The organism is Vibrio qingdaonensis, from assembly GCF_026191675.1.
GTDB lineage: Bacteria > Pseudomonadota > Gammaproteobacteria > Enterobacterales > Vibrionaceae > Vibrio > Vibrio qingdaonensis.
In genome coordinates, this window is record NZ_JAKRRY010000094.1 from 1 (window position 1) to 2,750 (window position 2,750).

Annotated in this window: 3 protein-coding genes and 1 pseudogene; all 4 read left to right on the plus strand. The window is 41.9% G+C overall.

Features of this window, described 5'->3' with window-relative positions:
- The first annotated feature begins 45 nt into the window (after positions 1 to 45).
- Positions 46 to 198, plus strand: coding sequence for a hypothetical protein (locus tag MD535_RS25305; RefSeq protein ID WP_265678055.1), 153 nt, complete (start codon positions 46 to 48; stop codon positions 196 to 198).
- 200 nt (positions 199 to 398) lie between these two features.
- Positions 399 to 1,337 carry a hypothetical protein gene (locus MD535_RS25310; protein WP_265678056.1) on the plus strand — a complete coding sequence of 313 codons (939 nt, stop codon included), beginning with the start codon at positions 399 to 401 and terminating at the stop codon, positions 1,335 to 1,337.
- Positions 1,338 to 1,408: 71 nt separating this feature from the next.
- Positions 1,409 to 1,839, plus strand: a pseudogene (locus MD535_RS26380) (DUF4150 domain-containing protein); the annotation flags it as partial.
- 332 nt (positions 1,840 to 2,171) lie between these two features.
- Positions 2,172 to 2,750 (plus strand): hypothetical protein (locus MD535_RS25325; protein ID WP_265678058.1); only part of this gene is annotated, 579 nt, incomplete at its 3' end.

Sequence of the window (2,750 nt, forward strand, 5' to 3'; positions counted from 1 at the left end):
AAGGTCATGCGATTTAAGGTTACACCTTTGGAAAATAAATAAAAAGTGACGTACCAGTTTGTGCTCCCAGCTTATGTTAAGGGCGTCTCTGAAATTGTGGGGTCAATTCAAAAGCGCAAGTTAGAGATGATTCAGCCCAACCAATACTCAATGCAACTTGATGAAAGCGCAACAAAAGCGTTTGCCGATGCACTTTAACATGCATTGGCTGATCCAGCCAAGCATAAGGTCGAAAACGCATCATTGCATCTGACCGCGGAGGTAGAGTTGGATAATGATGCAAACTTATATTGGTACTATCAACCTAGGCCTAATGTAATAGTGCCCAAACGGATGTTGACTCAAAATGGGTTGGCAAAACAAGCCTTTATTGGCCTAAAAGACGATGAGTTACTGTAATGATAGAGAAAAGAAACAAAAGAATTTTTTTTCGGTTGCTAACGCATGCCAAAAAATTCATCGAGCTACGCGAGTGGCTCAATGACAGAGTCACGCTGGATGCCTATCAAGATCCGCAAAATTCCATCATGCAGGTGAACGATACAACGCTATCAGTTGCTAGCCCACTGCATTCCCTTCGTTTTGTCTATATAGCGCCTTTTGTATTGGCCTTTTGGGGACTATCTTTTCATATGATCGGCTGGCTTATCCCAAATCAGGGGATGATAGAGCGAGCCTACAATATGATCGAGTTGAATCAAGAGTATAAGGATCTTGGTAGGGAGTACGATGAGAAGCGAGACATGTACTATCGTACGCTAGTGGGTAAAGATGGAAAGCGTTCAATACTCAACAATATCAAAGCAATACACCTATATGGTAGGGATTATAATAGACATTCTATATACAAGAAAATAGGTGTTATTTGCGTGCTATTGATGATCTCCTTGGCTGGCACCATTGCCTTTCTTCGTTTACCCAGAATGGCCGACATCTACTTTGATCGCGAGAGAAAAATAGTCTACACATGGCGTAAAGGTCAGATTGCAGCCTGTAATTTTGATAACCTCGGCTATCGTGAAAGTAGTTATGGACTTTGCCTATTACTATTTAGCGAACACAAGAAAAAGCAGTTCTGGCCAATGAGGTTTGGACTTCAACCAACGGGTCGAGCGCATTTCAACAATGAAAATGATAATACCGAGTTTATGGCTCAAGTCTTCGCCTTTATGGACAAAGGTAAAAGCGCCGTGATCACCGGTGAAAGCTTCAAGCGCCCTCAGCCTAAATACTATTTATACATTGATGAAAAACCCGAAAACTTCGAGTCGCGGCTGGAAGAGATTTTGAAAAGGGATGAGGTGTTACCAGAGCTGTATGCGAAGCACCTTCTTTAACTAGGGCGTGTTGAACGTTGACTCTGATTTTTATTGTGCGATTAAAGAGACGTGAGGACATATACCATTAAAACAATGCTAAATCGGCAGATTTAGCGGGTGGTTCAACTTCGGTCAGTGCAGATGGAGGTAATAGCATAGCGCTAAAAGGCAGTACGTTTTCAAAAAGTACGGGTGATGCAGGCGGCGATAAGAAAGGTATATCTTCCGGCACTATTGAAGCTGAGTTTATTTCTGCTTCGCCGGATGTGATCATTGAAGGTAAAGGCGTCGCGCGCCTTTCCGACCAAATGACAATGAACGCGGCCAATACCATGTGTTGGCGCACACGCTTCCGATTGTATTAGAAGAGGGCGAAATACTCTCTGTGTTACTAAGACTGGCACCCCATGAAAATACTGACCGAATGCTCGCGTATATGCGAGCACGTGGTAAGGGCAACCCACAAACTTACTTAAGCCGTTACGAATGGCAAGCGGCGCAAAAAAACATCAATGATGAATTTCCCGTTGATATTATGCAACCTATACACAAGATGGTGAGTTACCAAATAGTAGAGAACAAATCCGCAACCAAAGCGTTTCGCCAAGCATTGACTAATGCGATGAACAGCAATGATTTTTTCCAAAACGAAATCGTTGATGGCATATTACACCTCAATTTTGACGTTGAAATGGAAAGCGAGCATGGCAAAGAGCTTAACTTGCATTGGTATTATCAACAAAGCCCTGAGGCGATTGCTCCAAAACGCATGCTGACCTCTGAAGGCGAACTAGAAAAAACGTATTATGGCATGGTAGACGACAAGCCAAGCAGCATATAACAGGATGAAAAATGAAAAGAGCAAATAGCCAAGGCTTATTGGTCAGATATCAATACCCACAAAAACTCATTAAATGGCGAGAATCGTTCTCTTCCTACTTTACACCCATTCAGCCTGCGGATGACCCGCTAGAGCCTTTCATGACAGTCACAGATGATGTTCTGTCGGTGCGAGACGCAAAAAATAAGCTGAGATTTTCTTATCTTCTACCTTTGGTTATCGGATTATGGATTTTGGCATTCACTTTTTCCAGCAATCTTGGACCTAATTCCGCTTCGCTAAAAACTGCAAAGGAAAGAGTTATTGAATATCAGCTAAAAGACGCACTAGGAGAATCATTCGATAGTTTTGATGAGCAATGGTCAAAATATTATGGCTCGTGGTTCAATAGCGATGGAGAATATTCATTTATTAATTACAGTGAAGCTGTACTAACTTATGGCTCACAAGCTAAGCGTAAATCCTTCATTGCTCATTTAATTATAGCAAGTGTAACGCTATCCCTTGCCGCTTTTTTTACAGTATTTTTTATCAGAACCCCAAAGCCTGCCAATATTTATTTCGATCGAAAACGCCAAATTGTGTATACT

Coding starts and splice junctions, on each gene's coding strand:
- MD535_RS25310 (WP_265678056.1), top strand. CDS start 399: ATGATAGAGAAAAGAAACAAAAGAATTTTTTTTCGGTTGCTAACGCAT.